The following is a 26542-nucleotide window of genomic DNA, read 5'->3' as shown; positions in this document are numbered from 1 at the left end:
AATAGTATAGTTTATACAATATAAAATTAAACAAATGTTGTGAGATCTACTACTTATTTTCCGTTAAAGGTATTCATCGTATTTGCTAATCCTGCCGTAGTAAAGGATTTGACAAGTTCAATCCCCTTGTCTAATCGCTCTGGCATAGCGGATTCTTCTTCAGAATTCCATTCTCCCAATACATAATCTACCTGCCTACCTTTACTAAATTCTGCACCTACTCCAAACCTAAATCTACAATATTTAGAAGTATTTAACTGAGCTTCGATATCTTTAAGACCGTTATGACCACCAGCACTTCCATTAGCTTTTAATCGTATTGTCCCAAAAGAAAGATTTATATCGTCTGTTATCACTAGTAAATTTTCAATGAGAATTTTCTCTTTAGTCAACCAATACCTAACTGATTTCCCACTAAGATTCATATACGTATTTGGTTTTAATAAAAGAATCGTCCTTCCTTTATATTTATAAGTGGTTAAATCTCCTAGTTTTTCAGTTTCAAAAGTCAGCGATTCTGAATTTGCCAACGCATCCAAAATCTTAAAACCTACATTATGACGTGTATTAGCATATTTTGGTCCTATATTACCAAGACCTACAACAAGAAATTTTTTCATAAGATCTTCTCGAGTTTCTTCTTTTACGATTGTATGTTGTTTAGACACTAATTTTCTGAATACAGAAATCATAACAACTTAAGTTTATCACAAAAATAAAAAAGCATCCTGAATAATTCTCAGAATGCTTTTTTTATATAATTTTTTCAAAAAAGATTATGCTTCAGCTTCTGCAGTAGCTTCTGTATTTTCTTCTTCGTCATCACTGTCTTCAACAGCATTACGAGAAGTTCTCACTTGACATACTACTGTATTATCAGGATGTAAGATTTCAAAATCTTCAGCGGCTACATCTGTTACATACAGTTTGTTTCCAATTTTAAGATTTGTAATATCGCCCTCGATAAGATCAGGAAGCTTAGAAGCTAATCCTTTTACCTTAATTCGACGCAAGTTAAAACGTAACACACCTCCATTAAGCACTCCTTTTGCCGCTCCGGTTGTTTTAAATGGAAGTTGAACAGTAATTGGTTTATCATCAAATATCTGAACAAAATCAATATGTAAAATTCTATCTGTTACCGGATGAAATTGGATATCCTGTAGGATCGCATTTAATTTTGTACCATTATCCAACTCAATTACCACGGTATGAACGTCTGGAGTGTACACTAGATTTTTAAAAGCGATTTCTGGCGCTGCAAAGTGTACAATAGTGTCTCCACCGTAAATTACACAAGGTACCTGTCCAGCATTACGTAAGGCTTTTGTTGCTTTTTTGCCTACGCTTTCTCTTTGAGATGCATTGATTGTTAATGATTTCATTTTTAATATATTAATTAATAGTTATTATTTACATTACGAATTTAGAACTAATTGATTGATTATTATGAACTCTATCCATAACATCTGCAAATAAATTTGCACAACTCACTACTTTAATCTTTCTACTTTCTCCTTTTAAAGGAATAGAATCAGTAACAATTAGTTCTTCTAATTTTGATTTTTCTACTCTCTCATATGCATTACCTGATAATATAGGGTGCGTACAAATTGCTCTTACACTTTTTGCTCCTCTCTCCATCATAAGATCTGCTGCCTTTGTCAGTGTTCCTGCTGTATCAACCATATCATCAACCAATACCACATTCTTACCCGTTACATCTCCAATCAACTCCATATGCGAGATTACATTTGCTTTTGCTCTTTGTTTGTAACAGATTACAACATCGCTCTGTAATGCTTTTGAGTAGGCATATGCCCGCTTAGAACCTCCCATATCAGGAGATGCAATCGTAAGATCACTTAGATTCAACGATTGTAAGTGGGGAAGAAATATAGTTGACGCAAATAAATGATCTACCGGTTTCTCAAAGAATCCCTGAATTTGATCTGCGTGTAAATCCATGGTAATGATTCTCGTCGCTCCTGCAGTTTCAAGCATTTTAGCAATTAATTTTGCTGCAATTGGTACTCTTGGTTTGTCTTTTCTATCCTGACGTGCCCACCCATAGTATGGCAAAACCGCTGTTATATGCCTTGCAGAAGCTCTTTTGGCAGCATCAAGCATTAACAACATTTCCATTAAGTGATCCGATCCTGGATGTGTAGATCCAATAATAAATACTCTAGACCCTCTTACAGATTCTTCAAAAGAAGGTTGAAACTCTCCATCACTATAGGTTGAGGTTATTACATTACCTAATTTAGACCCATAAGCCGAGACTATTTTTTTTGCTAATTCCGTACTTTGACTACACGTAAAAAACTTAGCTTCTGTAATTACATTAGGCATAGAGGTAAATTATTGTTTTATAATGAGTTAAATCTTTTCCTAAAAACAAGGTGCAAATTTAGAAATTTATTTCAACTCTGACTCTTATTTTATTACTTATTTTATAGCTCTAGTAAAAAAATAATTATTAATTTTGCCATCCGTTACTGCTCAAGTGGTGGAATTGGTAGACACGTTGGATTCAAAATCCAATGTCGCAAGACGTGCGGGTTCGATTCCCGCCTTGAGTACTAGAAACCCTGATAAATATTTATTTGTCAGGGTTTTGTTTTTATTTAAGGGCAACGAATAGGCAAATTTCGAGAATAATCCATAATCTGCCTTGATCCAGTTTTTTCTCTGATTCTATATTTACAAAACACTACTGTACCTGTATAGGTATAAAAAAAACGATCCCCAGGTTAACTACTCCTGAGGATCTAATTGAAACTTAATTATAATATTTAACACAAACTCAACTTATATATAATTATGAAGGTTTCAATCTCATTATTTTTATTTGAATAATATAGTATCTACTTTGTAACATCTGAAAAACATATTCATTTCTTTTATTATATAAACAAATAACTTCAAAAATACCCTAATTAAATTACGGCAAATTTTTCAATAAAACTCAAAATAATTTTTCAGAACTATTTAGTTAGGGTCAAATTCATTTACACAAATATCATTAGTAAGATACATCCTTACATTTGAAAAAAATATCTTGATATAAATATAATAACCCTACAAAATTATCGTATGTCTAATCTCCCAAAGAAGAATATACTTACATAATAACTTTAGTTTTTTCTAAAGATTGTGTTATTACAGGTAAAATCCCAATTTTACCTTATGAACAAACCTTATTCTGTAGATGAATTTTTGACAAATTGTGTTCAATTTTTGAATATAAAAATGGTGGTCTAGCAGATTGGTAGGAAAATAAATATTTCATTTATTAGGTTTTAAGATGGTTAATCCTTTTTTGTGGTCTAAAGGTACTTGTTTTTAAGGAAAATTCCCCGGTATTTTAAAAAAATAATTAAAAATGATTTTTACATAATCCAACTTATATCTTATTCTGATTTTCAAATCTAAATTTAGAAAAAAGTTTAAACCACTCCGGTACATCAATAATAAGAGTGCACATAGTATTTCTTATTTACGATTTATATTTTGAAGTATAAACGAAAAGAGCAAATTTTAATGCGTAGTTTCAAATCATAATATAGTATCAATGACTATTTTCTTATCCAATTTTTTTTTCAGTTTTAATCGTTTTTATCCAAAATAGCACTTAAGATTATTGCGCCAAATACACTACAAATCAATCCACTACCTCCTATTTGGTTAGTTTTAAATTTCCCTTAGTGACTGTCTATTTGGTTTTATCTGTTTGTGTATTTCCTATAAAAAAGGTTAACTTTAATACCAAATAGTATCTATAATATGCTTTGAATTTGCTTATTTAAAATTTTTTATTCGTTGTTGTTTACATAAAAAAAACAATACTGCAGATAAATAAAAAATCAACTTTTAGTTAAAATATTTGCTAAAAAGAATGTTTTGTTTTGATGAATTCAGAAGCATGAGTACTTTAATAAAATGGGAGATAAAACTAACCTACTACCCTAATCAGGTTATCAAGTATGAAGGAAGAGCTTTTAACGTTAAAAAAAAGCCATAATCAGGCACTGGAAAAAATTTATAACGAGTATCGCAGTTCTTTTTTGCAATTTGCAAAAAAATATGAGCTAGATCACGATTCAGTAATTGATGTATATCAAGATGCATTTATAGCATTGAGGGAGCATGCTATACAAGGAAAATTAGATAATATCAAAAGCTCAGTCAAAACATATTTATTCAGTATAGGAAAATATATGATCTATGATCTTTTAAGAAAACAAAAAAAAACCATTCCTTATGAACATTCTGTGGAGTTTAAAGAAACTGCTGATGAAGAGTTTTTTTTTGAAGAGCCAGAATTAACCTCTAAACAGCAATTGCTGAGACAATATTTCAAGAACTTAGGAAAACGTTGTCAAGAAATGTTAACCTTGTTTTATTATCGCGGACTAACGATTGACGAGATTACAGAAAGCTTGGGCTACGAAAACAAAAACGTAGTAAAAAGTCAAAAATCACGTTGTCTGAAATCCCTAAAGGAATTAATTAAAACCCCCAGCTAAATGGAACAGGAAGAGCGAATCGATAAATACCTGAAAGGAGAACTTACCCAAAATGAAAAGGATCAATTTGACGATTTATTAAAAAATGATCCAGCATTCAGAAGCGATGTTACCCTCCTAAAAGACTTAAAAGTAGTATCAGGCATAGAAGATAGAGAAGAGCTACGAAAAAGCATGAAAACTTTTGAAACTAAAATTGATACGAAGGAAAACAAGGTAATCTCCTTATTTGGAAAGTACAAAAAAATACTCGTAGCCGCTTCTATACTGCTCTTGGTTGCGATTGGAAGCATTACTTTTTTACGGCCATTCGCTCTGGACACCAATAAACTTTATGCCTCTAATTTTGAACCTTATAAAAACGTAGTTACTCCGATAATTAGAGGAGAAAATACAGAGGAAAATGAAGTCATGGCATTTGCCTCGTACGAGAGTGAAAATTATAAACTGGCAGCTGCTCAATTTGAAACCTTATTCGAAACCACAAAAAGACCTTATTTTTTATTATACCAGGCAAATGCTTTGATGGCAATTGATGATGCTAAAAAAGCTATTCCTCTTTTAGAACAACACATAAAATTAAATGATCAACTGGCAGAAAGAGGAAAATGGTATCTTGCGCTAGCCTATTTAAAAGAAAAAAGAAAAAAAGAATCTATTGCAATACTGAAAGAAATAATCCAAAAAGGAGTTTTTAAAAAAGGATCTGCAACACAACTACTTAAGGTTTTAGATTAATTTTTTTAGATTTTCTTTTCTTGTAAATAGCCACTATTAATGGAATAAGCAGTAGTAACCACCAATATATATATGTATTGCCTGATGTTAATGAAGAAGTGTTTCCCGAAATTATAAATCCTGACCAGTAGTATGGATGTGTTAGCAATTCATCATCTACAGAAGATAAGTATTTTAATTTCGCATTTCTAAGTGCTGCGTCCTTTGGGGATGCATTACTCAGGTTCTTATAAAAATTACCTATTAATTTTGAAGTTGTTTGATCATTAATTTTCCATAATGTGGTTACTAATGAACGAGCTCCGGCATAGTTAAAACCCCTGGCCAGGCTTAGCATTCCTTCTCCTTTTTGTAGTTTTCCTAATCCAGTTTGACAGGCACTTAATGTCACTAAATCTGCATTGATATTATACGCATATAAATCTTTTACATACAAAAGATTTTGTTCTTTTGTTGTTGCAAATGCTAAGTATGAATAATCAGGGAATTCATCATTTGCTGCAGCATGTGTCGCAAAATGAAGGATATTATATGCCGCACTATTACTAGTAAAGGAATGTAGTGAAGCTTCCTGCCCGAGAACCGCTTTACCATTAAAATATTCGGTAATGGTTTTTGCCTCTTCAGTATTGTAAAGTAATGGCCCGAACTTCGTTCTATTATTTACCTCTCTGTGTCTTCCTTCAAAAGTTGGAGCATATGCCAATACCCTATTCTCATCCTCTTTGTGATTTGTTAATTGTTCCTGCAATAAGGTCGCAGAATTACTATAACTTATCTGGTATTCTTTTATAAGATACCCTCCTGATGTCTCTGCAGTAGAAAGCGCTTCAAATGGTACATAATTCAATATATCATCTGGTATGATAATTAATTCTTTTGATGTGATTCCCTGCAGTGGTTCTTCTAACAACTCTTTATACAAGTAATTACCTACCTCATATATAACAGGTAAATCATTAATATCCAACACGGATACTTTACTATAAAATACTTCTATACTATTCTTGATCTCAGCCCCAAAAGGTATTTTATAAAAATTAGCATCTTCTTTTTCTGATGTAATTAGGAAAAGATAATCTCCAGAAGAAAAGTAACTAAACAGCGCTTTAGTATCTCCTAATATTTCTTGTAGGTTCTCCAGTTTTACCACACTATTATTATATTTCAGATCATAATATTTAGGATATTTCTCTTCAATATCCGTAATAAAATCATAGTATTTGTTTTTGAGTTTAAAAAGCGAATCAAAAACTACTGTATTAGACTTCTGATTAAATAATTTTTTTTCCAAATGAATGATTTGGGCTCTGTATCGCTGTTCTTGATCTATTATTTTTTCTGGAATATTACCAAATGAACTAGCTTGAGCACTTCTGGTAGCTTGAAGAAGAAGTATACTTTTACTTTTCTCCATAAAATGAAATGCGTCTGCAATATAATTGACATCATGGGTATCCTTATATAAGTTATACGCAATGGCAACCATAGTATGAAAAGCAGGATACATATCAGAAATCAGAAATTGTTTATCTACTTTACTCTCAAACTCTGGTTTTAACACATCCAGAACAGCTATAATAGTATAGGAAGTCGTCAATGCTATTTTTAGGTTTTCTACATCACTGTTTTTTTCATACAAAACTTGCAAAGTTTTCAGTTTTTCTCTGAGTATTTTAATGAGTTCTATTTTTGATGACACTTTTTCCGGAGTAGGGTTCTCAGTAATATATTCACTCTCAAATGTCGAAGACAACTGCATCAATGCCTTTTGATATTGAACTAATGCTTCTTTTGGCTTTCCTATTTCTACATCCAACTTACCCAAACGAGTATAGGCTTCTGCAATATCCTGATGTTTTTGATTGCCGCGATAAGTTTGTGTTTTAGACAGGTAATCCTGATAATAGGTATACGCTATATCATACTGTTTGTCTGCAAAATAAATATCTCCATATAAAAGAATTGCCAATCGTTCAAAAGCATCATTTTCTGAATAATACAGCTCACTTTCTTTTAAAACATCGATAGCTTTAGGAATACTATCCTGAAACAAGTAATTTCTTGATAAGCGCTGATATGTAGAAAGAAGATTATTTTTAATTCTAGGATTATCTTTTAGAGATATGTATAAGGGAAGTATTTCTCCCAATATACTATTGGCAACGGTATAATCTTCTTCATTCTCAAAAACTGCTGCCAATCTCCCTTTGGTACCTGCGATTCTTGCGTGTGAATTTCCTATTTCGTAGTTTTCTCCTATCAACAGACTTTTCTTATAGAAATCTTTTGCTGATTTATTTTTACCTGTTGCTTCATTAATTGAAGCTAAATAATTATACGTACTAAATAAAAGTGTTCTATCTTCGATAGTCAAGACATCTAATTCAGATTTTTCTAACAGATCGATAAGTTCTTGAAAACTAAGCTTAGCAGTAGTATAGTTTTTAATTTTATAGTGATAGTTCCCTTTTTGGATTAGAAAATTTTTGACATACACAGATTTATTCATAAGCGTATCTAAGCGCTTGTCATTTTTGAGAATTGATGCCATTAGGTTTAAATTCTTTTCGAATGAAACTAAATCATAGTGATAATCCTCAGCATTAATAAGATAGAGTAAATTGGATAATTTCCATTCTAAATCATCAATTTCATATGAGAGCTCCAAACTTTTTTCAAGGTATTTATGAACACTATCATTATGCGAGTATAAATAATAACTCCCTTTATTAAACAACTCTCCAATTTCAATCAATTTTTGTTCATTTTGTCCAAATGAAAAGCACGTAATACACAATGAATATGTAACGAATAAAAATTTATTCATAAAAAAAGCTTTCTAGAAATTAGAAAGCTAATTTACGCATTATCTATCAGTTAGTTATGGATTTATCACCCCATTTAATGAATAGGTAACAAGGTCTTGAATAGGCTCAAAAAACTTTGTTACCTGAATTGTTACATCTCCTTGAAAATTAATTGTATCACTCAGTGAAAGTGAACTTAAATTGGTCCCCATAAATGAATCTAAGCTTCCCAATTCTTCTAGTACCTCTTGATTTTCTGAAAAAACAGTAATTGCATAATTTTCTGTATTCCCCAAAAGAACAATCTCTCTCAATCGAGTTAAATCCAGCGGTAAAAAACAACTACATGGACTAGGTGGAATAGGAGGAGGTGGTATTCTAGGGACTATGCCTACTAATTCTTCATTCCCAGAAATGAGGCTAATTTGTTCATTAAGAAAATTAATCTGATCAGTATTTGTTGCTCGTTGTTCCTCTAATTCTATTAACTGAGCCTGTAAATCCTGGTTATCCGGATCACCTTCTAAATCTGCCTGCACAGATACTATATCTTCTTCTATAAGATCATCCTTTCTACTTAGAAATAGCAAATGCAAATCTTGCTCTAAGAATACTCCTGTTTCTTCGGCATCAAGAGTAATAACATTTATAACATCGTCATCGTCTGAGCAACTTGTATATAAAAATACAACAAGTGTCAATGGTATAAGCCATACTTTTTTTAATGTTTTCATGTGAATTATTGTTTTGGTTTTCTTGTTAGTAGAAATCAACACAAAAAGGTCAACATCTTATCACATAAAAATATAAAATTATTTTTTAAGGCTTTCTGCTACTTTTTCTAGCTCCATATACCAATCTTCACCAAACTTTCGAATTAAGGCTTGCTTTACGAACTTATAAACAGGTATTTGTAGCGACGCCCCCAAAGTACATGCATCATCACAAATCTCCCATTTATGATAATTCACGGCGGAGAACTCTGTATATTCCTGCACTCTGATTGGATACAAATGACAAGAAATAGGTTTTTTCCAATCTATTTCTCCTTGATTATAGGCTTCTTCTATAGCACACAATGCTGTTCCTTTTTCATCAAAGATCACATATGCACAATCTCCTCCATCAATTAGAGGTGTTTCTAATTCTCCCTGAGCAGTTTTGACATAAACACCTTGTTTCTCAATTGCATCAATTCCTTCTTTTCTTAAATAAGACTTGACCATCGGATAAATTCTCTCCAGTATTTGAGTTTCTGATTCTTCTATAGGCGCTCCTGCTTCTCCATCAACACAGCAAGCTCCTTTACAGGCAGAAAGATTACAAACGAAATTTTTTTCGATAATATCCTCTGAAACTATGGTTTTTCCTAATTGAAACATAGTGCGAAGATAATTTTTATACACGAATAATTTTTACAATTTATTAGTCTTTTTATAATGCTTGTATTAAGTAAAGTCTGTTTACTTTTGCTAAAAATCAAAATTAATACGATATGCATTTTGATATAAAAGAAATATTGACAGCGAGTATGATTCTTTTTGCGGTAATAGATATTATCGGAAGCATCCCAATTATTATCGATCTTCGTAAAAAGGTAGGACATATACAAAGTGAAAAAGCTTCTATTGTCGCAGCTATTTTAATGATTGTTTTTCTTTTTGTAGGAAAAGAAATGCTTACCCTTATTGGTATTGACGTCAATTCTTTTGCGGTTGCCGGTGCTTTTATTATATTTTTTATTGCATTAGAAATGATTTTAGGTATCCAGTTATACAGGGATGATGAACCAGAAACGGCAGCAGTCGTTCCACTTGCTTTCCCTCTAATTGCGGGAGCAGGAACTATGACTTCTATCTTATCACTAAGAGCAGAATATCAACCCATTAATATAGTAATCGCCATAATTATCAATATCATTTTTGTTTATATCGTATTAAAATCTTCAGGTAGAATAGAGAGGGTATTAGGAAAACAAGGAATCAATGTGATCAGAAAGATATTCGGAGTAATTCTGCTTGCGATTGCTGTAAAACTATTTGCTACTAATATTAAAGGACTTTTTTAGATGAAATATTTTATTTATCTACTTATTATTATCGGACTGGGATTAATTGTATATAATGCAACTGTTTTAAATTTTGATAATCTTCTTAATGGGGATAGCAAAACAGCACTTATTAGTATTCTGGCATCTGCGTGTGTGATCGTTTTACTATGTATTCTTCTTGTATCCAGAGAAATACAAACAAAACAGAAAAAGTATTAAGTCAAAAAAAATGACATTTATCAAGCTATAAAAGGTATGATAAAACACGTAATAACAACCGGTGGCAAAGATATGACTGCCAAAATCATAAAAAGATTATGTAATTTTCTATAAACCAATGCTCTTTTTAATAGCTTTTTAAGTTTTACATCTTCCGTGTTTTCTATGTGATTTCTAATTAAATCTCTAGATACATATGATGAGTCTACTAATATTTCATGATCTAAAAAAATTGAAGCGCTGTTATCCAATAGCCTAAATGCTACTGCCACTATAAAGAAAAAAAGTGGAGAGCAAATCGCAATTGCTATCAAATATTCTGTTAACTTCAACATTTCTTGAGACTTCTCTTCTTTATATTTTATTTAGTTTGTTAAGGGAACTATGCTTTTAATGACAGCTAGCAAAAAAAATACTGCGAAAAACATCATAAAAAAATCATGTAGTTTTCTCCATAAAAGTAGTCTTTTTAATGATTTTTTGAATGCACAACCGTCTTTTGTCTTCTTAAGATATGTTCTTATTGTTGATTTTGAAACATAAGAGGATTCTACAAAAATTTTATTCTTTAGAAACACTGATGCACTACTATCGGTAAGTCTTAGTAAAATTCCTATAAAAAAGAAAAGGAAAGAGACTACTACTATGAAGTCGGTATCTACAAATGCGAACATTATATTCTAAATTATCATTATTGAGATAACGACAAGACTTTCTGAATCATCTTATCATCCTCATTTATAATCTTTTCAAAAGCACTAGTTCCAAATAACTGTTGCGCCATGATAGCTTTCAAATATTTTTTTAACTGGTCTCTGTAATCATCCAGAATAATATCAATACCTCCTTTCTTGGCATACATCAAAAAACCATCAGCAAAATCTTCATCTATATTTATTTCTGTTTTAAATTGCTCTTTAGACAGATTATTATAAAACGCTCTCTTTTTATCTAACTCTTCAAAAACATATCCGCCCATACGCCCTGATCTAAGCAAATAATTAAGTGTTTCTCCTACTCTGGTAGTATCCTTACTTACAAAAATATCTGGTATTATACCTCCCCCACCATACACAATTTTGCCTCCTGGAGTTCTGAATTTTAATGAATCCGCTACTTGTATACTATCAGCATTTTGTAGTTCTCCATTCTTATAACGCTGTAGATATTCATTAAAATATTCCTTATTCCCATTACTATAAGATTTTTGGATAGAACGACCCGTTGGGGTATAATATCTGGAAATGGTAAGTCTGATGGCACTACCATCTCCAAGAGACATTTCTCTTTGTACTAACCCTTTACCATAAGATCGCCTTCCAACAATAGTTCCCCTATCATTATCTTGTATTGCTCCGGCAAAAATTTCGCTGGCAGAAGCAGAATTTTCATTAATTAAAACATATACCTTCCCCTCTTCAAAACTTCCATTACGGGTAGCATAATTATTTTCGATAGCACCCTTTTTATTTTTAGTAAACATAATGAGGGAATCATCCTTTAAAAATTCATCAGCCATTTTTAATGCAGGAGCAATAAAACCACCTCCATTATCTCTGAGATCTATTACTAAAGTATTTGTTCCCATATCCAACAGGGAATCCAGCGCAGTTTTAAATTCTCTATAGGTCGTTTCTGCAAATCGATTTACTTTTATGTAACCATACTTATCATTCAGCATATAACTGGCATCCACACTTTTTAAGGGTACGCGACCTCTCTTGACCACCACATCAAATATTCCTTTTCCTTTTCTATATACCTTTAATTGAACCTGACTGTTTAACGCTCCCTTTAGCTTATTTGCCAGCTCTTCTCTCCTTAATCGTTCCCCAAAAAGTGTATCCTTATCTGCCATAAGAATTCTATCTCCAGCCATAATTCCGGAACGCTCACTTGGACCACCTTTGATCGTATTAATTACAGAAATAGTATCTCTATATTGATAATAGCTCACACCGATTCCAATAAAATCTCCCTGCATACTCTCTGTTATCCCTTCTAATTCTTCTGGCGGAATATATACAGAATGTGGATCTAGATTTTCCAGAATTCTATTGACAGTAACATCTACAATACTATCTGTATTGATATTATCTACATACTCATAATCTATATAATCTATGAGCCGGTTTAGCTTTTCTTTTTTTGCATTATATGAAAATAGTTTAGCAGATGGATTACTAAAATCGAGTTTACTTCCTAAAAAAACTCCTGCTCCCATCGCCAATCCTATAAATAATGGTAAGTATTTTTTTGAATAACTCATTAATTGTCTAAATCTGTAATCTTCTCTATTTCTACTCCTGCTTTTTCTAAAAATACCAGTCCAGCGTCATCTTTATACCCAGACTGATATACAATGCGCTTAATTCCTGCCTGATGGATTAGTTTGCTGCACTCCTTACAGGGAGACAGTGTTATATACAAGGTAGCTCCTTTACACGACTGTGTAGAAGATGCTACTTTAGAAATAGCATTTGCTTCTGCGTGTAATACGTACCATTTTGTATACCCTTCATCATCTTCGCATGGATTTTCAAAACCTGTAGGGGTTCCATTGAATCCATCAGAAATAATCATTCTATCTTTAACAATAACCGCACCAACTTTTTTTCTTTCACAATGAGATAATTTACCCCACTCTCTGGCTATTCTCAGATAGGCTTTATCATATTTTAGTTGTTTCTTTTTCGGCATACACTAACTAATTGGATTATATTGATATTAATCAAATACGAAGATATTATGACTATGTGTCAAATACAACCCTAACTGACAATTAATTACCATATCCTGTTTGCTATTATCATTGGAATAACCATACCTATGACTATAGAAGAAATAACTAATATCCAGTCTCTTTTATTAAATCTAAAAATAGTCTGTATAATAAAACTCAGAATCAATACTACCAAAACAACTATAATTTGTGCTATTTCGATTCCAACAGCAAACTCAATTAAGGGTAAAATTTTAGAATCAACATTACTACTTACAGCCTTAAAAAAACCTGAGAACCCTAGTCCATGGATAAGCCCAAAAAAAATGGTAGCCGCATACAACACTCCTATTTTATTTTTATTAGCTCCTTTTCCGGCTGTAAATACATTAAATACAGCACCCACCAAGATAGTCAATGGAATCAAAAACTCTATTAATCTGGAATTTACAGATACTACACCATATGTTGCCAAAAAAAGTGAAGTTGTATGTCCTAAAGTAAACAATGTAACAAGTACCAAAATTCTTTTCCAACTATCAAAAGTATATGCAACAGTTAATATGATTAAAAAAAGGATATGATCATAGGCTTTCCAATCCAGCACATGAGTTAAACCGAGCTTTATATAAAGCCAAAATTCTGACATATTTTCATGATTTTTTGAGGTTGGACTAATGTACAATTAAAATTGGAGAACCTTAAAAACTTATAGAATTCTTATAAAATGTTTATGAAAAAAACACCTCTCAAAGAACTGAATTACCATTCATCGATATTCTTACTATTATTAAAATAGAACTAATGCTTTTTTAGCTTAGAAATTCTTAATTTTAAAATTCACAAAACATTAACTTAAAAATTTGTTTATGGATATCGAAAAATGGTGGGACAAAGGTCTTGAATTTATTGTGGATTTTGGTCCCAAAGTTATTGGTGCTATTTTAATTTGGATTATAGGCTCCTGGATTATCAAAAAACTAATGAAAGGTGTATCAAAAGTTATGTCCGTCAGAAACTATGATCAAAGCTTGCAAAAATTCCTAACTAATTTACTCGGTTGGGTTCTTAAAATAATGCTGATATTAGCAGTTTTGGGAACTGTAGGAGTAGAAACTACTTCTTTTGCAGCTATCCTCGCTGCTGCTGGTCTGGCCATTGGTTTGGCATTGCAGGGATCTCTTGGCAATTTTGCCGGAGGAGTACTCATTATGATTTTTAAACCTTTCAAGATTGGTGACCTTATAGAAGCTCAAGGGATTATTGGGGTTGTCAAAGAAATTGAAATCTTTACTACCAAATTATCTACTCCAGACAATAAGGAGGCTATTATTCCTAATGGAACATTATCCAACGGAAACATTATCAATTACACTTCTCAGGGAACTCTTAGAGTTGATCTTACTATTGGTATTGGGTATGGTGATGATATTAAAAAAGCAAAAGATGTTATTATGAAAGCTCTGACAGACAATCCTAAAGTATTAAAAGACCCAGCTCCTACTGTAGCTGTCAGCGAATTAGGAGACAATGCCATTAATCTGGTAGTAAGACCTTTTGCTGATGTAGTAAATTATTGGGATGTTTATTTTGAAGCTCTTGAAGATTCTAAAAATGCATTAGACGCTGCTGGCGTCTCTATTCCTTATCCCCAGCGTGATGTACATATCCATAACGTAAAATAATAAAACTCAATCTGTTTTAGAAATGCTGTTTGTACTAGTACAAACAGCATTTTTTTATGAAGTGATTTATACTTGTTTCAGTATAATACGATTTGTGATTAAAAAATTCGTATAAATTCATTGAATTATTTTTTCTTTATGCAAGGCAAAAAAATCAAGCATAGCTATAGCTACGGTTTATTTTTTAAACGAAGTAGAAAGGAAAAAGAAACGATGAATATGCGAAATTTTTAGTTATAAATCGTATAACTCTAGATTATAATCCAATATTTTTCTTCTTAATAAATATTTAGGATGGTGCGCAGCAATCAAATAACTCGCTGTAAAATCTTCACATAAGTATATTAATTTATCGACAAATTATAATACAGGCAATACAAATTCTTACTCCATAGGATATATTATAAATCAGCATTTAACATCTTCGCACGGTCTGCTCTATCAAGCAGAGAGACCAATAGGACAAATATTATATGATTACAACAGAAAGTATTTAATACTAAAGTAAACTACCTCGGGGCAAGCCCACCTTTAGATTTATTCAATTATTGATTCCAGAAACCGATTACTACTTCTCCTGTTTGGATTAAAGCGGATTAAATTCATACTTCAAAATCTGCGGTTCGGTTCTCTAGTCCATAGGTATCGAGTAAAGATTTTGTTATTTTTTGATCAGTCTCCAATTTTAGCTATGGTTTTCACCTTTTTGGAAGACTCTGAACAGTACTTATTAGTAAAAACATAAGGTTATAGATAACTTTTACTTTATTATAATTCTAAAAATACCCCCTTTCTATAGACAAGTACGTAATTTACGCTATTCCCATAAGTATTTTTTTATGAAATTCTAAAAAATATAGATAAAACAAGCTTAAACAAAAGGTTTGAAATACTTAATACGTAGTTTTATATACGTACTAGTACTTATTTTTATAATACACAATTTTCAAAAATTGATAATAAAAAATTAACCAGCAAAAACACCAAAGCATGAAAAAAAATTTGAAGAGTACTTTAACTATATTATTTAGTATAGTTACATATTTTGGTTATTCACAAATAGTGTCGATTAACAAAAATGCTGACATTAAACTTTTTAGAGAAATCCCAAATTTACATCCTGTTAAAAAAAGCAGAAAAGATACCGTCGCAAAAAAGAAAAAGTCTTTTAAACCATCTATTCAGGTAGGTTCCATAGTCCATATGTTTGCTTCCTATCAACAAAATGGTTTTGGTCCAGGTGGTAATCGCGAGACAACTGGAAATGATCCAGACGGATGGAGCAAAGATTTTAATTTATATCGAGCTAGAGTTTTAGTTGGAGGTAAATTATCCAAAAACGGATCTTTCTTTTTAGAAACCGATTTACCATCTATTGTTGGTAGAGGCAGCGGTGACAGTAAAAATGTTAAAGTTTCCCCCATAATATTGGATGCACAATATGAACACACATTCGGTAATCATATGGTCATCGCTGGTTTACAATTGATATCGCACAATCGTAATGGTTTACAAGGGGCTGCAGGTTTGATGGCCAATGATTTTACATATTTTCAATACCCATACAATCTGTTTGCGGATCAACCTTTGCAAGGAAACTTTGGTCGTGACTTAGGGATTAACTCCAGAGGGTTCTTTTTGGACGATAAATTAGAATATCGTTTTGGAATTTTTACAGGTAGAAATACAGGTGAGTTTGTAAACGACGACCCTGCTTTACGATATGTAGGTAGACTTGCATATAACTTTTTTGATGCCGAAAAAGATTATTATTATGCTGGTACAAAGCTTGGTTCTGGAAAAACATTAGCACTAGCCGGTGGTTTTGATTTACAAGGAACGTATCAAAATTTCGGTTTGGATTTGTTTTTAGATATACCCGCAGGTGCTGCTGGCTCCATTACTGCTAATGCTGCATTTTCAGCTATTACGGGTGGCACTGATACCACAGGAACTTCATTTGCAACTCTGATTCCTAAGCAAACTACTCAATTTTTAGAATTGGGATACTATTTTAACAAATCAAAATTGCAACCTTGGATTCGTTATGAAAAACAGGGTATTGATGCCGATGGTTTAGTGCAAACCGGAGGAATTCCTGTAGATGCATTTAATGATCTAAATACGGTCACTGTTCTTGGAGGAGGCCTAAATTATTGGTTTGCAGGATATAATACCAATATCAGATTATCATACACTACATGGAAACAAGAAAATTCCCTGGGAGATAGCCAAACACAAGGTCAGGTTTGGTTACAAACACAATTCTTTATTTTTTAACATAACAAATGACTGCAACAACACTGTTTCCAATATTCCTGAGTCTGGTACACTGCCTTGAGACAGATCATGTATTGGCTGTAGCTACGGTTTCTGCAAAAGAAACAAAGGCTAAATCACTTTTTTATCAAGAGGTTACCTGGGGAATAGGACATTCAATTCCCATCATTCTCATAGGAACGCTATATATATGGTCAAAGATTTTCATATTAAGAGATATGCCATTTAGCCTAGAAGTGATCGTAGGGATTGTACTTATCGTTGCAGGAGTTTTTAAACTTACTCGTAAACCAAGATCAGAAAAATTAAACAACCATATAAAAGCAATACTTTTAGTAGGGCTTTTACACGGACTAGCGGGTTCTTCATCTGTAATTTTGGCTCATACAGGAACGCAAACTTCTGTCGCTACTCAAGTACTTTACTTTTTTGGGTTCTCCATAGGTTCCATGACAGGTATGGGAATAATTAATTTATTTCTAGGCAAAATTGAAGGGCTGCTCGCATACATCAAAAAAATACAGTGGCTGATCCCAGTGCTTTCTATAGGCTATGGACTGTTTATGATATACAAATTTAGCTAACATTAACTATATAAAATTAATAAAATGACTATTAAATCAATACAAAGGAAGACATTGCATTCATTCACTATTATTATATCCGGTGCATTGTTATTGGCGTCTTGCGGAAAAAAAGCAAAGACAGAATCAACTGCTGAAGAAGCAGAAACACCCACAACTGCAGAAGTGGCACCTATCAAAATCGGTGTATTACATTCCTTGAGTGGTACAATGGCAATTTCAGAAGTATCCTTGAAAGATGTGGTAGAAATGGCTGTAGAGGAAATTAATGCTGCAGGTGGTGTTTTAGGAAAACCATTAGAAACTAAAGTAGTGGATCCTGCTTCTGACTGGGATTTGTTTGCAGAGAAATCAAAAGAATTATTGATCGAGGAAAAAGTGTCAGCCGTATTTGGATGTTGGACCTCTGTTTCTCGTAAATCGGTATTGCCCGTATTTGAAGAAAATAACGGATTGTTATTTTATCCTGTACAGTATGAAGGGGAAGAATGTTCTAAGAATGTAATCTACACGGGAGCTACACCAAACCAACAATTGATTCCTGCTGCAGAATATATGATGAGCGAAGAAGGAGGTGCTTATGAAAAATTCTATTTATTAGGAACAGATTATGTATTTCCGCGTACCGCAAACAAGATTTTGAAGGCCTTTTTATTAGCAAAAGGGGTGCCAGAAAAAAATATAATCGAAGAATACACCCCTTTTCATCACCAGGATTACCAAACGATTGTTTCAAAAATCAAGAAGTTTTCTGCAGGTGGAAAAGCGTGTGTTTTGAGCACAGTAAATGGCGATTCAAACGTACCGTTCTATAAAGAATTTGCAAATCAAGGATTAACCGCAACAGCATGTCCTATTATGGCTTTTTCAGTTGCTGAGGATGAATTAAGAGCCATGGACACAGAATTTTTGGCAGGTCACTTGGCAGCTTGGAACTATTATCAATCTCCATCATCACCCGAAAACGACAAATTTGTAAAGAATTTCAAAGCTTTTTGTGCTAAAAATAATTTACCAGGCGGAAACGCTCGTGTAACTGATGATCCAATATGTTGGGCATATACAGGTGTGTATTTATGGAAACAAGCTGCAGAAAAAGCAGGTTCTGTCGAAGTGGACAAAGTACGTCCTGCACTGTACGGTATGGAATTTAATTCTCCAGGTGGTCTAGTAAAAATGGATCCTAAAAATCATCATTTGGCAAAACCAGTTAAAATAGGTGAAATAAAAGTAGATGGGCAATTTGATGTGATTTGGGAAACGGAAGGTTTAGTTGATCCAGAGCCTTGGTCAAAATACACTTCTCCTGACAAAAGTTGTGACCACGTAAATCGCGGAGGTACGTATACCAAGTAGCTATGATTGAATTACAGTAAACTACCTCGGCAAGCTCACGAGGCATTTATCAGAAAAAAATATTTCAATTTCAGGGCAAGCCAGAGCGTTTAAATCTCGATCATCGAGAAATAGTCAATTCTCCCTGAAACGGCTATCCAAAAAAGTAAAATTGAAGAAATCAATTTTCCAGATAGCCTTTTATATTAAAAAACCTTTTAACCAACATCGAATAATGGCAACAAAAAGAGTAGCTAAAGTGATTAGATTCCTGGTACTATTAATTCCTCTCATTTCGTTTGCTCAAACAAATAATGATATTCGTTTACTAATGTCTCCAGACAAAAACATTAAGTCCGAAGCTTTCTCTAGATTATTGACAGCAAAGAAAGTAACAACTTTTCCTGTTTTAAATGCTATTAACGGCAAAAAACTTTTTACGTATAAAGACAACCTGGTAACCATAGGAGAAAAAAACGGAACATCAGATAAGGTCACTTATAAAGTTTTGCTTCTTTTCCCTGAAATAAAAGTACTAAAAGATGCAAATGACAAAGCGTTAAAAATACCGATGAGTGAGCTAAAGGCTATAAAATTTTCTCGTAAAGAGCGGCTTAGTATAATACCCTTGTTACCCCATATCAATTTAACTTCTACCGATAAGGATCTAAGAAAATTAGCGTACACACAGTTTCAAAATAAACCGCAATTCGATAATCTCCCTATTTTAGAAAAAGCATTTGCCAAAGAAACAGATATAGAATTAATGCGTTTTGCCAAAGAGACCATTATAGCAATCCAATTACAAAACGAAAAAAGTGCTGAAAAACAGCTGTTGCACATCAAGAATCTCAAAGAAAACAAAGGTGATAATACTGTTTTTTTACTAAACGACTTTTTAGAAAAGAATAATGACATAGATGCTAAAGTCGAAAAAAAAATAGGTCAGGCTGTCACTAGTCTAAACGATAGAGCAACCCGTATTGATTGGATTCAAAACCTATTTAGTGGATTGAGTTTAGGCAGTATCTTAATTCTTATTGCATTAGGGCTATCCATTATTTATGGATTAGCAGGCGTCATTAATATGGCACATGGGGAGTTTATGATGATTGGTGCTTATACGACATTTTGTGTTCAGGAGATTTTTAAAATGATCAGTGGCGGTCCACTTAGTGATGCCTTCTTTTGGTGTTCTATACCAGTAGCATTTCTGGTTTCTGGAGTTTTTGGATTGGTCATTGAACGTTTAATCATCCGTAAATTATATGGAAGCCCACTCCAAAGCCTTTTGGCTACCTGGGGCGTTAGTTTAGTTTTTATACAATTGGCACGCACCGTTTTTGGAGATTTGACTTCAGTAAAAGCTCCTGCCCTACTATCTGGAGGCTGGCATGTAGCGCCTCAACTGGTATTGCCTTATAATAGAATTTTTATCATCATCATTACTGTTGTAATGATCATACTCACATTTTTATTCCTGTACAAATCAAGGTTTGGTTTACGAATACGATCCGTAACGCAGAACAGAAACATGAGTGCTTGTTTAGGTATTTCTACTAAAAAAATTGATGCGATGACTTTTTTCATAGGTTCAGGAATCGCAGGAATCGCAGGCTGTTGTATGACATTGATAGGCAATATAGTTCCCGATATGGGACAAACCTATATTGTAGACTCTTTTTTAGTAGTAGTTACTGGAGGAGTAGGTAATTTAATGGGGACTATTGTTGCGGGATTAGGAATCGGTCAGTTTACCAAAATACTGGAACCAATATTCCACGCCGTGTATGGTAAAGTAATCATTTTAGGGATCATTATATTCTTTTTACAATTTAAGCCCAAAGGATTATTTCCTCCTAAAGGCAGAATCGCAGACGATTAATTATGAAAGCAATTTTAAAAAACAAGTCGTACGACTATATTATTTTCCTGGCATTATTTCTACTCATACTACCACTGGGCAACATGCTGGGAATTATTTCCGTGAATACCATTTCATTATGGGGACGGTATTTTTGCTTTGCCATCGCTGCTATTGGATTGGATATGTTGTGGGGATATACAGGGATTTTGTGTATGTGCCAGGCATTATTTTTTTGTATGGGTGGTTATGGAGTCGCCATGCATATGTTACTTTCTTCCTCAGGAGAAGGCACTTACGGAAAAGCAATTCCGGATTTTATGGTCTGGAATCAAGTAACCGAGTTACCATTTTTTTGGGAGCCGTTCCATTATTTTCCTGTAGCGATTATATTTGCCTTACTCGTACCCGCATTATTTGCTGGTATTTTTGGCTATTTTATTTTTAGAAGTAGACTCAAAGGTGTTTATTTTGCCATCATCACTCAAGCATTGGCACTAGCTATGTGGTTGATTTTTTTGAGAAATGAAACCATGCTCGGAGGAACCAATGGGCTTACTGATTTTAAACAACTTGCAGGACTTGATCTAACGGCATCCTCTACAAAACTGTTATTATATTTGGTTTCCTGCATGGCCCTAATAGGTGTTTATATTGGTTCCAAAAAACTAGTAAATTCAAAATTCGGAAAAGTATTGGTTGCGATAAGAGATAGTGAATCCCGAATTAGATATACTTCTTATGAAATAAAAAATTACCAGTTGACCATTTTTATAATTGCAGCAGTTATTGCGGCAATTGGCGGAATTTTGTATGTGCCACAAACAGGAATTATAACACCAGGACGTATGGATGTAAAAGCCTCTATAGAAATGATTATCTGGGTCGCTCTAGGCGGTAGAGGAAAATTAAAAGGTGCCGTTTTCGGAACACTATTGGTCAACTTTTTATACAGTATTTTTACCTCAGCACTTCCCGGTTCTTGGCTTTATGTCATTGGTATTTTGTTTATAGTTACCGTGCTTTATCTAGATCAAGGTATCATAGGCTTACCTCAACAGCTCAAAAAATATTTTTCAAAGCAAAAATCAGCAGAACTATGAGACCGGTAAGAAAATTGATATTGGAAGCACATAACCTAAAAGTAGCTTTTGGTGGTGTACAAGCATTGAATTTAGATTTATTTAAGTTAGAAGAAAATGAACTTAGAGTAATCATTGGTCCCAACGGTGCTGGAAAATCCACATTTATGGATTTAATTTGCGGAAAAACTAAAGCTGATTCTGGAAAAATATTATTTCAAAACGAAGAAATTTTAGGAAAAAAGGAAGTGGAAATTGCTCAAATGGGCATTGGTAGAAAATTCCAAAAACCTTCTGTATTTGCTAGCTTATCTGTCAATGATAATTTGCTATTGGCCTATCAAATGCCCAAAGATGTTTGGAGTTCCATTCGATTCAAAATAAATTCTGCTGTAGTGGATCGGATTCATGCAGTGGCCAAAAAAGTTGGTTTAGAAAATTTTTTAGAGGTAGAAGCCGGAGGATTATCTCACGGTCAAAAACAATGGTTAGAGATCGGGATTGTCGTTATCCAAAACCCAAAACTAATGCTTATCGATGAGCCTGCCGCAGGTATGTCTGATACAGAAACGTCCAAAACAGGAGATTTAATTTTGAGTCTGGTAGAAGATCATTCGGTAATTGTTATAGAACACGATATGAATTTTGTGGAGCAAATCGCTATAGAAAAAGTAAGTGTTTTGGTCGCCGGAAAATTACTTACGGAAGGTTCTTTTCAGGAGGTAAGAGCAGACGAAAGAGTGATTAATAGTTATTTAGGAAAAGTAGTTTAAACCTACAGAAATGGTATTAGAAACAAAAAATATTACTGCTGCCTATGGAGAAAGTCAAATACTTTGGGGAGTAGATATAAAAGTACAACCCGCTACTATTACGACCATTATGGGGCGTAATGGGGTCGGAAAAACTAGCTTATTAAAAACTGTCATTGGTTTATTAAAAAACTCAGAAGGTGAGATCATATATGAAGGCCAGGACATTTCGAAATTAGCACCACACAAACGGGCGAAATTAGGAATTGGATATGTACCACAAGGAAGGGAGATTATTCCAAAACTTACCGTATATGAAAATCTAAAATTAGGGTTAGAAAGCACCAAAGAGGATACCATCCCCGAAGAGGAAATTTATGAGTTGTTTCCTATTTTAAAAGATTTTAGAAAACGTTTAGGCGGAAATTTAAGCGGTGGTCAGCAACAGCAATTAGCCATTGCACGTGCCATTACAGGACGACCAAAACTGTTATTACTAGATGAACCAACCGAAGGAATTCAGCCTTCTATAAGTCAGGAAATAGCAAAAATTTTAGTACGTTTAAAAAAAGAAAAAAACATAGCCACCTTATTGGTGGAGCAAAAGATAGATTTTGCAAAAGGAATTACGGATTACTATTATTTTATGAATAGAGGAAAAGTAGTTGCAGAATCTAAAGCTTCAGAAATAAGTGTGGAAGAAATAAACTCGCACAATTCTATATAAAAATAGCAGATGAGACTTACACCAAGAGATATTGAAAAATTAATGCTGCATCAGGCAGGCTTTGTAGCTCAAAAGCGCTATGCCAGAGGGTTAAAACTAAATTATCCAGAAACTATAGCGCTAATAAGCACACAACTGCTAGAACTCATACGAGAAGGATATGCAGTGGCAGAATTAATGAATCTGGGAAAACAAATTATCGGCTTAGATGATGTGATGGAAGGCGTCGAGAAAATGATCCATGAAGTACAAGTAGAAGGAACTTTCCCTGACGGAACCAAATTAGTGACTGTACACCATCCGATTTGTCAAAAAAATATCACCAATGGCTTAGCACTCTATGGATCTGGATTAACAAAAAGTGAACAAAAAATTGAGGTGGATAATAGCTCTAACAAACATCCAGGGAATTATGAAGTGCTAGATGAAGAAATAGAGTTAAACCAAGGACGAGAGACCATATCACTTTTGGTAATAAATAAAGGAGATCGACCCGTCCAGGTGGGATCCCACTACCCCTTTGCAGAAACAAATCAATGCTTAGAGTTTGATAGAGCGATAACATTAAAATATCGTTTAAATATTCCTGCGGGAACCGCTGTCCGTTTTGAACCAGGAGAGGAAAAAGAAGTCGAACTTGTCGAAATGGCAGGAGAAGTAAAAGTATATGGAGGCAATGCATTAATCAACGGAACCATTGAAAATCGAGAAGAAGAAATAATAGCTACTATGAAGCAGCAAAACTATATACAATCATAATCTTATGAGTAAAAAGATACATCGTGATGCCTATGCAGATATGTATGGAATCACCACAGGAGATACATTGACGTTAGGAGATACCAACCTCCAAATTAGTATCGAAAAAGATTTTACGATTTACGGTGAAGAATGCAAGTTTGGTGGAGGAAAAGTACTGAGAGATGGCATGGGGCAAGCCACAGGCATCAATCAAGAAGATGCATTGGATTTAATTTTTACCAATGCCATTATTATTGATTATACAGGAATCTATAAAGCAGATATAGGTGTCAAAAATGGACGAATTCATGCTATCGGAAAAGGAGGAAATCCACATATTATGCCCGGTGTTCATCCTGATATGGTTGTAGGAGCCACCACCGAAGTTATTGCGGCAGAAGGAGCGATTGTAACGGCTGCGGGAATTGATAATCACATTCATTACATATGCCCACAACAAATGGATGAAGCCATAGCCTCCGGCATAACTACCTTTATTGGTGGTGGCACAGGCCCGACCACTGGAACGAATGCGACTACTTGTACGCCAGGAGCTTTTCATATAGAAATGATGCTAAAGGCAACGGATCACTTTCCCATGAATTTTGGTTTTTTGGCCAAAGGGAATTCATCTCACTCCAAAGCTTTAGAGCAACAAATAGAAGCAGGAGCTTTAGGCCTAAAATTACATGAAGATTGGGGATCTACACCAGCTGCTATTGATACCTGTTTAAGTGTTGCTGATAAACATGACGTACAAGTATGTATCCATACAGATACCTTAAACGAAAGTGGTTTTGTAGAGGTTACCAGAGATGCCCTAAAAGGCCGAACGATACATACCTATCATACCGAAGGTGCAGGAGGTGGGCATGCCCCAGATATTATCACCCTATGCGGAGAATCGAATGTATTACCCTCTTCTACAAATCCTACCAGACCCTATACCAACAATACGATCGATGAACATCTGGACATGCTTATGGTATGTCATCATTTAGATAAAAATATTCCTGAAGATGTGGCTTTTGCTGAAAGTAGAATTAGAGGAGAAACAATCGCCGCCGAAGATATCCTGCACGACATGGGTGCTTTGTCTATGATTGCTTCTGATTCTCAGGCAATGGGGCGCGTTGGAGAAGTTATTTGCAGAACCTGGCAAACCGCTCATAAGATGAAATTACAACGAGGTTCTTTACCCGAAGATAAGGATACAGGAAGTGATAATTTTAGAGTAAAGCGTTACATTTCTAAGTATACTATTAATTCTGCTTTAGCCCACGGTTTTGCTCATGAAATTGGTTCTGTGGAGATTGGAAAATTAGCGGATCTAGTTCTTTGGAAACCTCAGTTTTTTGGGGTCAAACCTGAATTAGTCATCAAAGGTGGGGTTATCGCTCAGGCACAAATGGGAGATCCCAATGCTTCTATCCCTACACCCCAACCTTATTTTTCAAGACCAATGTTTGGGGCTTTAGGAAAAGCTGTTGGGGATACCTCTAGAGTATTTGTCTCAAAAATATCCTTAGAAACGCTAGAAAAATATGGTTTGAGTAAAAAAGCCGTAGCCGTAAAAAACTGCAGAAACATCAGTAAAAAGGACATGCATTTTAATGATGAATTGCCTAATATAAAGGTAGATCCAGAACGTTATAAAGTAACGGTTGATGACGTCCATTTAACATGTGAACCTGTTAGCAAAGTCCCTTTAGCACAATTATACCATTTATTTTAATGAATAATTTAATACAGTTATTTCAATTAGTAGATTCTTCATTACCTATTGGAGGTTTTGTCTACTCCATGGGAATGGAATCGGCTATAAAAAGTAAATTATTACAAAATGAAGAGGACCTAAAAAGGTACTTAGTTGCATATACAGACCAATTGATCTCCTTTGAGTTTCCTTTTTTAGAAGCAGGACATACAACCGCAAACAAAAGCGAAAAATGGACGGCAATAACCACAGCATATCAATCGATGCTAATGAATCCTAATCTAGAAAAAAGTGCTTTAGTTTTGGGTAAAAATTGGACACGTTTATTGTATTCTTTGTACAAAACAGATGAAATTAATCGTCTGAAAAAACAATTAAAAGAGCAGCAAATACCAGTGTACTATACAATCGTTTTTGGGATGTTTATGTCCGTGCTCAAAATCGGCAAAGCAGAAGCGCGATCCATGTATTTGTATGCTGCATTACGAGATCAAATTACAGCGCTGACACGTTTAGGAATCGTTGGTCCCATGGGTGGACAAGGTCTGCTAACCTATGTGTTAGAAAAAGCGAACGAAAAAAACAACCTGTATCAAACAGTCCCTTACTACAGCGCAACAAAATCAGCCTATATTATGGAGATTGTACAATTAAATCATCATAAAATATATTCAAAATTATTTCAGAACTAATAAAAAACAAGA

General features: G+C 33.8%; 24 protein-coding genes and 1 tRNA gene. 16 read left to right on the top strand and 9 right to left on the bottom strand.

What is annotated here, in order from left to right; translation table 11 throughout:
* Positions 1 to 53: 53 nt before the first annotated feature.
* The 3 genes from pth to F0000_RS03395 all read right to left on the bottom strand — a co-directional run bounded on the left by pth (position 54) and on the right by F0000_RS03395 (position 2355).
* Positions 54 to 692 (bottom strand): aminoacyl-tRNA hydrolase, encoded by a 639-nt coding sequence (gene pth / locus F0000_RS03405; RefSeq protein WP_188112010.1) that lies wholly within the window; start codon positions 690 to 692, stop codon positions 54 to 56.
* Between the two features lie 84 nt (positions 693 to 776).
* On the bottom strand, positions 777 to 1385 hold the full coding sequence (locus F0000_RS03400; protein WP_149623296.1) for a 50S ribosomal protein L25/general stress protein Ctc: 609 nt from the start codon (positions 1383 to 1385) through the stop codon (positions 777 to 779).
* Between the two features lie 28 nt (positions 1386 to 1413).
* The gene (locus tag F0000_RS03395) at positions 1414 to 2355 is read right to left on the bottom strand and encodes a ribose-phosphate pyrophosphokinase (protein WP_149623295.1); all 942 of its coding nucleotides are present in this window, start codon (positions 2353 to 2355) and stop codon (positions 1414 to 1416) included.
* Between the two features lie 148 nt (positions 2356 to 2503).
* On the opposite strand from F0000_RS03395, the gene F0000_RS03390 reads away from it, so the two are divergent.
* From F0000_RS03390 to F0000_RS03380, 3 genes are all read left to right on the top strand, one after another.
* Positions 2504 to 2585 (top strand) — tRNA-Leu (locus F0000_RS03390).
* Positions 2586 to 3989: 1404 nt separating this feature from the next.
* Positions 3990 to 4532 carry an RNA polymerase sigma factor gene (locus tag F0000_RS03385; RefSeq protein WP_149623294.1) on the top strand — a complete coding sequence of 181 codons (543 nt, stop codon included), beginning with the start codon at positions 3990 to 3992 and terminating at the stop codon, positions 4530 to 4532.
* Positions 4533 to 5270 carry a tol-pal system YbgF family protein gene (locus F0000_RS03380; RefSeq protein WP_149623293.1) on the top strand — a complete coding sequence of 246 codons (738 nt, stop codon included), beginning with the start codon at positions 4533 to 4535 and terminating at the stop codon, positions 5268 to 5270.
* Here the strand turns inward: F0000_RS03380 and F0000_RS03375 are convergent.
* The 3 genes from F0000_RS03375 to F0000_RS03365 form a co-directional block, all read right to left on the bottom strand.
* Complete coding sequence (locus F0000_RS03375) at positions 5254 to 8100, bottom strand: CHAT domain-containing protein (RefSeq protein WP_149623292.1); 2847 nt, start codon at positions 8098 to 8100, stop codon at positions 5254 to 5256. The genes F0000_RS03380 and F0000_RS03375 overlap by 17 nt on opposite strands.
* Positions 8101 to 8154: 54 nt before the next feature.
* Positions 8155 to 8814: an aminoacyltransferase gene (locus F0000_RS03370; protein WP_149623291.1), complete on the bottom strand. Its 660-nt coding sequence runs from the start codon at positions 8812 to 8814 to the stop codon at positions 8155 to 8157.
* Between the two features lie 78 nt (positions 8815 to 8892).
* The gene (locus F0000_RS03365) at positions 8893 to 9462 is read right to left on the bottom strand and encodes a DUF3109 family protein (protein WP_149623290.1); all 570 of its coding nucleotides are present in this window, start codon (positions 9460 to 9462) and stop codon (positions 8893 to 8895) included.
* Between the two features lie 113 nt (positions 9463 to 9575).
* Here F0000_RS03365 and F0000_RS03360 point away from each other — a divergent pair, with 113 nt between their 5' ends.
* Together F0000_RS03360 and F0000_RS03355 are read left to right on the top strand one after the other, a co-directional pair.
* Positions 9576 to 10148 (top strand): MarC family protein, encoded by a 573-nt coding sequence (locus F0000_RS03360; RefSeq protein WP_149623289.1) that lies wholly within the window; start codon positions 9576 to 9578, stop codon positions 10146 to 10148.
* Positions 10149 to 10349 (top strand): hypothetical protein, encoded by a 201-nt coding sequence (locus tag F0000_RS03355; protein ID WP_149623288.1) that lies wholly within the window; start codon positions 10149 to 10151, stop codon positions 10347 to 10349.
* Positions 10350 to 11040: 691 nt separating this feature from the next.
* Here F0000_RS03355 and F0000_RS03345 read toward each other — a convergent pair.
* The 3 genes from F0000_RS03345 to F0000_RS03335 form a co-directional block, all read right to left on the bottom strand.
* Positions 11041 to 12618, bottom strand: coding sequence for a S41 family peptidase (locus tag F0000_RS03345; RefSeq protein WP_149623286.1), 1578 nt, complete (start codon positions 12616 to 12618; stop codon positions 11041 to 11043).
* On the bottom strand, positions 12618 to 13049 hold the full coding sequence (locus F0000_RS03340) for a dCMP deaminase family protein (RefSeq protein WP_149623285.1): 432 nt from the start codon (positions 13047 to 13049) through the stop codon (positions 12618 to 12620). Before F0000_RS03340 ends, F0000_RS03345 begins: the two co-directional genes overlap by 1 nt.
* An 86-nt stretch (positions 13050 to 13135) precedes the next feature.
* Positions 13136 to 13720: a HupE/UreJ family protein gene (locus tag F0000_RS03335; protein WP_149623284.1), complete on the bottom strand. Its 585-nt coding sequence runs from the start codon at positions 13718 to 13720 to the stop codon at positions 13136 to 13138.
* A gap of 220 nt (positions 13721 to 13940) precedes the next feature.
* On the opposite strand from F0000_RS03335, the gene F0000_RS03330 reads away from it, so the two are divergent.
* The 11 genes from F0000_RS03330 to F0000_RS03280 all read left to right on the top strand — a co-directional run bounded on the left by F0000_RS03330 (position 13941) and on the right by F0000_RS03280 (position 26530).
* On the top strand, positions 13941 to 14756 hold the full coding sequence (locus F0000_RS03330; RefSeq protein ID WP_149623283.1) for a mechanosensitive ion channel family protein: 816 nt from the start codon (positions 13941 to 13943) through the stop codon (positions 14754 to 14756).
* A 990-nt stretch (positions 14757 to 15746) separates the two neighbouring features.
* Positions 15747 to 17036: a hypothetical protein gene (locus F0000_RS03325; RefSeq protein ID WP_149623282.1), complete on the top strand. Its 1290-nt coding sequence runs from the start codon at positions 15747 to 15749 to the stop codon at positions 17034 to 17036.
* Positions 17037 to 17044: 8 nt separating this feature from the next.
* Positions 17045 to 17620: a HupE/UreJ family protein gene (locus F0000_RS03320; RefSeq protein ID WP_149623281.1), complete on the top strand. Its 576-nt coding sequence runs from the start codon at positions 17045 to 17047 to the stop codon at positions 17618 to 17620.
* A gap of 39 nt (positions 17621 to 17659) precedes the next feature.
* Positions 17660 to 18976: an urea ABC transporter substrate-binding protein gene (urtA, locus tag F0000_RS03315; protein ID WP_368668066.1), complete on the top strand. Its 1317-nt coding sequence runs from the start codon at positions 17660 to 17662 to the stop codon at positions 18974 to 18976.
* A gap of 214 nt (positions 18977 to 19190) precedes the next feature.
* Complete coding sequence (urtB, locus tag F0000_RS03310) at positions 19191 to 20840, top strand: urea ABC transporter permease subunit UrtB (RefSeq protein WP_223148866.1); 1650 nt, start codon at positions 19191 to 19193, stop codon at positions 20838 to 20840.
* 2 nt (positions 20841 to 20842) lie between these two features.
* Positions 20843 to 21922 carry an urea ABC transporter permease subunit UrtC gene (urtC, locus tag F0000_RS03305; protein ID WP_149623279.1) on the top strand — a complete coding sequence of 360 codons (1080 nt, stop codon included), beginning with the start codon at positions 20843 to 20845 and terminating at the stop codon, positions 21920 to 21922.
* Positions 21919 to 22674 carry an urea ABC transporter ATP-binding protein UrtD gene (gene urtD, locus F0000_RS03300; RefSeq protein WP_149623278.1) on the top strand — a complete coding sequence of 252 codons (756 nt, stop codon included), beginning with the start codon at positions 21919 to 21921 and terminating at the stop codon, positions 22672 to 22674. The genes urtC and urtD overlap by 4 nt, the downstream gene beginning before the upstream one ends.
* A gap of 10 nt (positions 22675 to 22684) precedes the next feature.
* Positions 22685 to 23380, top strand: a complete 696-nt coding sequence (gene urtE / locus F0000_RS03295) for an urea ABC transporter ATP-binding subunit UrtE (RefSeq protein WP_149623277.1) — start codon at positions 22685 to 22687, stop codon at positions 23378 to 23380.
* Between the two features lie 9 nt (positions 23381 to 23389).
* On the top strand, positions 23390 to 24139 hold the full coding sequence (ureA, locus tag F0000_RS03290) for an urease subunit gamma (protein WP_149623276.1): 750 nt from the start codon (positions 23390 to 23392) through the stop codon (positions 24137 to 24139).
* 4 nt (positions 24140 to 24143) lie between these two features.
* Positions 24144 to 25856, top strand: a complete 1713-nt coding sequence (gene ureC / locus F0000_RS03285; protein ID WP_149623275.1) for an urease subunit alpha — start codon at positions 24144 to 24146, stop codon at positions 25854 to 25856.
* Positions 25856 to 26530: an urease accessory protein UreF gene (locus F0000_RS03280; RefSeq protein ID WP_149623274.1), complete on the top strand. Its 675-nt coding sequence runs from the start codon at positions 25856 to 25858 to the stop codon at positions 26528 to 26530. Before ureC ends, F0000_RS03280 begins: the two co-directional genes overlap by 1 nt.
* The last annotated feature ends 12 nt before the right edge of the window (positions 26531 to 26542 follow it).

This window comes from Aquimarina sp. RZ0 (assembly GCF_008370685.1).
Classification (GTDB): domain Bacteria; phylum Bacteroidota; class Bacteroidia; order Flavobacteriales; family Flavobacteriaceae; genus Aquimarina.
The sequence above is the reverse complement of the archived record's forward strand: the minus strand, read 5'-3'. Positions and strand labels throughout refer to the sequence as shown.

Coding starts and splice junctions, on each gene's coding strand:
- pth (WP_188112010.1), bottom strand. CDS start 692: ATGATTTCTGTATTCAGAAAATTAGTGTCTAAACAACATACAATCGTA.
- F0000_RS03400 (WP_149623296.1), bottom strand. CDS start 1,385: ATGAAATCATTAACAATCAATGCATCTCAAAGAGAAAGCGTAGGCAAA.
- F0000_RS03395 (WP_149623295.1), bottom strand. CDS start 2,355: ATGCCTAATGTAATTACAGAAGCTAAGTTTTTTACGTGTAGTCAAAGT.
- F0000_RS03385 (WP_149623294.1), top strand. CDS start 3,990: ATGAAGGAAGAGCTTTTAACGTTAAAAAAAAGCCATAATCAGGCACTG.
- F0000_RS03380 (WP_149623293.1), top strand. CDS start 4,533: ATGGAACAGGAAGAGCGAATCGATAAATACCTGAAAGGAGAACTTACC.
- F0000_RS03375 (WP_149623292.1), bottom strand. CDS start 8,100: ATGAATAAATTTTTATTCGTTACATATTCATTGTGTATTACGTGCTTT.
- F0000_RS03370 (WP_149623291.1), bottom strand. CDS start 8,814: ATGAAAACATTAAAAAAAGTATGGCTTATACCATTGACACTTGTTGTA.
- F0000_RS03365 (WP_149623290.1), bottom strand. CDS start 9,462: ATGTTTCAATTAGGAAAAACCATAGTTTCAGAGGATATTATCGAAAAA.
- F0000_RS03360 (WP_149623289.1), top strand. CDS start 9,576: ATGCATTTTGATATAAAAGAAATATTGACAGCGAGTATGATTCTTTTT.
- F0000_RS03355 (WP_149623288.1), top strand. CDS start 10,149: ATGAAATATTTTATTTATCTACTTATTATTATCGGACTGGGATTAATT.
- F0000_RS03345 (WP_149623286.1), bottom strand. CDS start 12,618: ATGAGTTATTCAAAAAAATACTTACCATTATTTATAGGATTGGCGATG.
- F0000_RS03340 (WP_149623285.1), bottom strand. CDS start 13,049: ATGCCGAAAAAGAAACAACTAAAATATGATAAAGCCTATCTGAGAATA.
- F0000_RS03335 (WP_149623284.1), bottom strand. CDS start 13,720: ATGTCAGAATTTTGGCTTTATATAAAGCTCGGTTTAACTCATGTGCTG.
- F0000_RS03330 (WP_149623283.1), top strand. CDS start 13,941: ATGGATATCGAAAAATGGTGGGACAAAGGTCTTGAATTTATTGTGGAT.
- F0000_RS03325 (WP_149623282.1), top strand. CDS start 15,747: ATGAAAAAAAATTTGAAGAGTACTTTAACTATATTATTTAGTATAGTT.
- F0000_RS03320 (WP_149623281.1), top strand. CDS start 17,045: ATGACTGCAACAACACTGTTTCCAATATTCCTGAGTCTGGTACACTGC.
- urtB (WP_223148866.1), top strand. CDS start 19,191: ATGGCAACAAAAAGAGTAGCTAAAGTGATTAGATTCCTGGTACTATTA.
- urtC (WP_149623279.1), top strand. CDS start 20,843: ATGAAAGCAATTTTAAAAAACAAGTCGTACGACTATATTATTTTCCTG.
- urtD (WP_149623278.1), top strand. CDS start 21,919: ATGAGACCGGTAAGAAAATTGATATTGGAAGCACATAACCTAAAAGTA.
- urtE (WP_149623277.1), top strand. CDS start 22,685: ATGGTATTAGAAACAAAAAATATTACTGCTGCCTATGGAGAAAGTCAA.
- ureA (WP_149623276.1), top strand. CDS start 23,390: ATGAGACTTACACCAAGAGATATTGAAAAATTAATGCTGCATCAGGCA.
- ureC (WP_149623275.1), top strand. CDS start 24,144: ATGAGTAAAAAGATACATCGTGATGCCTATGCAGATATGTATGGAATC.
- F0000_RS03280 (WP_149623274.1), top strand. CDS start 25,856: ATGAATAATTTAATACAGTTATTTCAATTAGTAGATTCTTCATTACCT.